Source organism: Parafrankia irregularis (assembly GCF_001536285.1).
Classification (GTDB): Bacteria; Actinomycetota; Actinomycetes; order Frankiales; family Frankiaceae; genus Parafrankia; species Parafrankia irregularis.
Map to the genome: position 1 here is coordinate 1 of NZ_FAOZ01000070.1, position 5,584 is coordinate 5,584.

Here is a 5,584-nt window from a genome sequence, read left to right on the forward strand (position 1 = left end):
GGGATCATGTAGTCGGGGAGGTGCTGTGCGGCGTACTCACGGAGTGACCGGCGGAGCGCGTCATCGCTGGTATCAATGCGAGCCGTGGTCACGTAGGCAGCGAGAAACTTCCCTCCGGAAGGATGGTCCGCCGCGATGACCTCAGCACGCGCGACCTCCGGGTGCGCCTCCAGCACGTCACGGATCTCCCCTGGCTCGATCCGATACCCGCGGATCTTGGTCTGCTCGTCGACACGACCGAGGAAATCAATACGCCCCTCGTCGTTCCACCGGGCCAGATCGCCCGTGCGATACATCCGCGCCCCCGCCTCCCACGGACACGCCACGAACCTCTCGGCGGCGAGGGCGGACTGCTCCCAGTAGCCGCGCGCACTACCCACACCCGCGAGATACAGCTCACCCGGAACACCGGGCAGGGCAAACTGCAGGTTCTGATCCAGGATGTACGCCCGCGTGTTGAAGATCGGCGTACCCACACTCGGGTTCGGACTGTCAGCGAGATCCGCGCCGAGCGCATTGATCGTGTACTCGGTCGGCCCGTACAGGTTGTACGACTCCACACCCGGGGCATCTCGCAACTGCTGCCACAGCCGCTCGGGAACCGCCTCACCGCCAAGCGACACGAACACCACACCCGTCGCGTCCGCCGACACCGATCGACCCGCCGGCCGGTCACGCTCCAGCAAACCCTCGTCAACGAGCACCTGCCCGTACGAGGGAGTCACGTCGAACCCATCGATACGCTGATCGTCGTAATACGCGAGCAGCTGCTGCGGATCCCGGCGCATCTCCTCGTTGATCACATACACCGAGTGGCCGTTGAGCAGCCAGAACAACTGCTCCCACGACGCATCGAACGAAAACGACGTCGTATGCGCGATCCGCATCCGCCGCCCGCCCTGATGGGCCACCACACGATCGAAGATCTTCTCCACATGGTTCGCGTACATGTTCGTCAGACCCCGATAACCGACCGCGACACCCTTCGGTCGGCCCGTCGAGCCGGACGTGAAGATGATGTACGCCAGATGATCCAGCGACACCTCCCCACCGCGCTCGGCCACGGTGACCGGCCCATCCGCCAGCTCCGCGATCCGCGCGCACACCACCGCATCGTCGAGATTCACCACCCGCCCCGCCGCGGACCCGAGCCGTGCCACATCACGATCAGTGACGAGCGTGACCGTCGGACCCGCCACATCGAGCATGTAACCGATCCGATCATCGGGCAGCTCCGCATCGACCGGCACATACGCCGCACCCACCGCGAACACCGCGAACATCGCGATGACCATCCGCTCATCACGCGGCAGCAGCAGCGCAACCCTGTGCTCCTGGCGCACGCCCCGCTCCAGCAGCAGCCGCGCATACCGGTTCACCTCCGCGGACAACCCCGCAAACGTGAAACTCCGCGCACCCGCCACCAACGCGATCTCCCCCGGCGACCGCAACACCTGATCACCAAAAAGACCCGCAACAGTGACAGCCTCTACATCTCGGTACAGGTCGGCGATGGTGCCGGTGTGAGGCTCGACCTCGTCAGGCAACAGCGCCGTCAGCTCGCCGACGTGCGCGCGCGAACGGCTTGCGATCGCGTTCAGCGTCGCGACGTAGCGCTCCAGGATCTCTTCAGCGCTGGCCGCGTCGTACGCGTCGCGGCGGTAGGAGAGCCGCACATGCACGGATGCGGATCCTGCCCGCTCCCATACATTCACTGCGAACGTCACCGGGTAATGCGTGGCGTCATCCACGGCAGAGCCGACCACTCGAACGCCAGCCCAGTCACGTTCGTCGCGCACCTGGAAGGGCAGGTTCTGCACCACGAACAACGTGTCGAAGAGCGCTGCCATACCAGCAGACGCCTGAATGTTCGTCAGCGCGGTGTCGGGATGGTCGATGACGAGCAGCTGCTCGGACTGCACTCGCGCGAGCATCTCCTGAGCCGTCTCGAACGGGCTGAGACGCACACGCATCGGTACCGTGTTGAAGAGGACCCCGATGGTCCGGTCCGCGTCGGGAAGCTCGGGAGGGCGACCGGACACCGTGTTGCCGAACACCACGTCGTCGCTGCCAGTCAGGCGGCTGAGGGCGACAGCCCAGGAAGCCTGCAGGACTGTGCCCACCGTCACCTGCGCAGTCCGCGCGGCGCGGTACACCGCAGCAGCCGCCGACGGATCGAGATCGTAATGCAGATCGCCCGTGTCGATCTGCCCCGCGCTGAGATCGCCACCCTCCGGCCAGAGCATCGTCGGGCCGGTCAGCTCGGCGAGATAGTCGCTCCAGGCGCGGACGCCGGTCTCGGGATCCCGACCGTCGAGCCACTCGAGATACGAGCGGAATGACGCCGGTTCGACGCGGGCCGCGTACCCGGGATCCGCGTAGATCGTGAGGATCTCCTCGAACAGGGCCTTCAACGACCAGCCGTCCAGCAGAATGTGCTCAAAGCACATCGCCAGAATCCAGGAATCGGTCGACCGCTCGATGAGGGTGAACCGGATCAGCGGTGGAGTCTGGAAGTCGAAGGGCTCACGTCGCTCGGCTGCCAGGAAATCACCGATATCCACACGGAGTTCGGACCACTCGGTGAGCGGGATGATTCGGAACGGCGCGTCTGCGACAGCGGGGATCACCTGCGCCTCACCCGAGGGCACGAAGGCGGCACGAAGGTTCGGGTACCGGTCGAGCACGACCCTGACCGCACCCTCGAGACGGTCAGGGTCGACCGCGCCTGACAACTCTCTCGTGGCCTGCGACACGTAGGCGTTGTGGTCGTCCGACTCCTGCGCGCGCACCATGTGGTAGAAGATGCCGCGTTGCAGCGTGGACAACGGGAGAATCTCGGAGGCCTTGCCGTAGCGGGCACGGATGCGCTCTTCCTCCTCCCGCGAGATCGTGAGACGGTCGGCTCGACGAAGACGCAGCCCGCTTGGCGACCGCCTCGACAGCGTGAGCGCAAAGTCGATCTGGGCGGTCGCGGTGGCGATCTCCTCCGCCAGAGCGCGCGCGTCCAGGTCGATACCAGGGGCTGTCTCGACCTCCACCCGGACTGTTCGCGGCTCAGATGCCGAGCCCGGGTCGATCAGGATGCAGATGTCGAGCTGGATCGGATTGCCTGCGGAGATCGCGGGAACCGTTGCGATGCGCTCCGCCGCGCTACGGAACACGCTGATCCGGATGCGTGGGAGAGGCAGATCGTCGAAGAATCGGCTGAGCTGCGGGCGAGCGCGCAGGGACGCGTATTCAGCCGCACGCTCGGGGCTCAGTATAAGAGGCGAGTGGGTGCCGCCTCCGTTCGAGGTGGTTGCCGGTTCGCCGAGAAGTACTGGGTAGCTCCGTACTGTGAATGCGTCCGCGGGCTCGCACCGTTCGACGACCAGCTGGCTTTCGCCGAGCGTCCGGGCGAGCGTCCGGGCGAGCGCATCCCACGCCTCGAGTTGCGTTGTGCCGCTCAGCTCACGCTGTCCGGAGATCTCGGCAGTATGTGTCGCGAAGGCCGGTGCTTCGCCAGCCTTCGATGGCAGGCTGGCATCTCGCACCGCGGCGAGCTGGTCGATCCAGTCGTCCCAGAAGGGATCCTCGAGAACCGTGCTGAGCTCGGCGTCTGTCCGTTGATCGCTGCCAGCTCGCGGCGTCTCGATCACCAGCCGGCTCTGTGAGCCGTAGCCGGCGACAAGCTCGGCGAGCAGCGCTCCGACCGCGTCGAGGGCCTCGACGTCGTCGTGTGCAGCGACCAGTTCGCCGCTTCCGTCGTCGAGCACCTGTACCCGCATCTCGCCGCCACCCAGCGCGAGAGCAACGTGATCAACAGCAGCACGCCACAGCGCGGAGTTCTGGATGTCGAATGCGGGAAGCGCAAGGCGGAAGACTGGTCGTTCCTGTCCGGAGGCCGCCCCCTGAAGCCCGGAATCGAGAGCAGCCTGAACCATTTCCGCAAGATGGACGGACGCAAGCTCTGGGTGCCGCGCGCCGAGGGTCAGAAACAGCCGCGTCTTCTGTAGCAGCCGCGACGAGGTGTCTTCGGAGAAAAGTTCTCGGGCGGCGTTCAGGTGCAGAGCCAGAGCGCCGTCGCCACGCCTCGCGATGGAGTAGACGAGGTCGAAGAGGGCGGGCCGGGTCGGACCCGGTCCTCCGGTCGCGACCGGGACGTAGGGGACGAAGGTCGCGGCCGGGTCCGGCTCCGTATCACTCTGGTCGAGATAGGCGGCCATCACCTGGAAGAGAGGGCTGATCCCGGGAGTGCGTACCGGCTGGATCGCCTCGACGACGGCGTCGAAAGGCACGAGCTTGCGCTCGTTCGCCTCAAGCATGCGCTCCCGCATGCTGGTGAGCGCTTGTCCGAACCCCTCCGTCTCGTCGATGTCGGAGCGGATGACGACGGTGTTCACGAAGTAGCCGATCAGGTCGCCCAGCTCCGATAGATCGCGCAGGCTGGCAGGCATACCGATCGGCACCGTGGTGCCGGTCCCCTCGCTCCAGAGCGCGAGCGCGAGCGCGGTCATCAGCCCGTGCAGCGGTGTCGCCCTGCGCTCGATGAGCAGGGCGTCCACGGCGCCGACTTCATCGTCAGACAGCACAGCGGTCGCCGGTCGGACCGTGCGCGAGTCGGTTTCGGTGCGCGGGTGATCAATTGGCAGCGGAGTTTCCGTGGGGAGATCTTCGAGCACACCGTGCCAGTACTCAAGTTCACGCCGATACCGCGAGTCCGCATCTCGGGGGTCACCGAGCACCGCCCGGTGCCAGAGCGCGAAGTCCGCGAACTGCACGGGAAGCGCAACGAGCTCGGACGACGTGCCCGAAGCCTCCTCGCGATAAAGAGCGTTCAGATCACGGAGGAAGGGATCGAATGATTGATCATCGGTGACGATGTGGTGCCCAGCGGCAACGAGCAGATCGTCTTCCTCCCGGCGGAGGAGACAGAACCGGAGGCCGTAGTCGGACGCGAGGTCTATTGGGGCGGCGACGAGTTCGGCAATCCTCGCATTCGACGCTGACGAGGGGATCTGCTCAACAGTGACGAGCGCCGCATCCGGTTCTGCGGCCGGGTGGATCCTCTGACGCAGTTCGGCGGTGTCTTCGTCGAGCACGAAGGTTGTGCGCAGGATCTCGTGCCGGGCGACGAGACGACGAACGGCCGCTTGCAGGGCACTGACGTCGACCGGTTCGCGTGATTGGAGGGTCATAACCATGCGGTAGACCGTCTTGCCAGCAATCTGGTCGGTTATCCAGAGGGCTTGTTGTCCGAAGGATGCCGGCAGGTTCGCGGGCCGTGGTATATCCCCGATTTGCAGCGCTGGAACTGTCGAGACACTCGAGCCTTCGATGACGATCCCGGCCAGGCCCGCGATCGTGGGATGGTCGAACACATCCCGCAGAGTCAGCCCTGAACCGAGAATCGCGTTGGCCCGGGCGACGACCCGCGTCGCAAGCAGCGAGTGTCCCCCGAGTCGGAAGAAGTCGTCGTCGACGGACAGGGATATACCCTCGGGGAGAGCGAGGACGTCACGGAACACCCCCGCCAGGGCCAGTTCGGTGTCTGTCTCGGGGGGCCGTCCGCCACCGGACCCGGCGGTCAGGTCGGGGGCGG

General features: G+C 65.8%; 1 protein-coding gene. It reads right to left on the reverse strand.

The features are described 5' to 3' along the window. The coding region (locus AWX74_RS38590) for a non-ribosomal peptide synthetase (RefSeq protein ID WP_114476469.1) at positions 1–5,584 on the reverse strand (5,584 nt) is incomplete at both ends.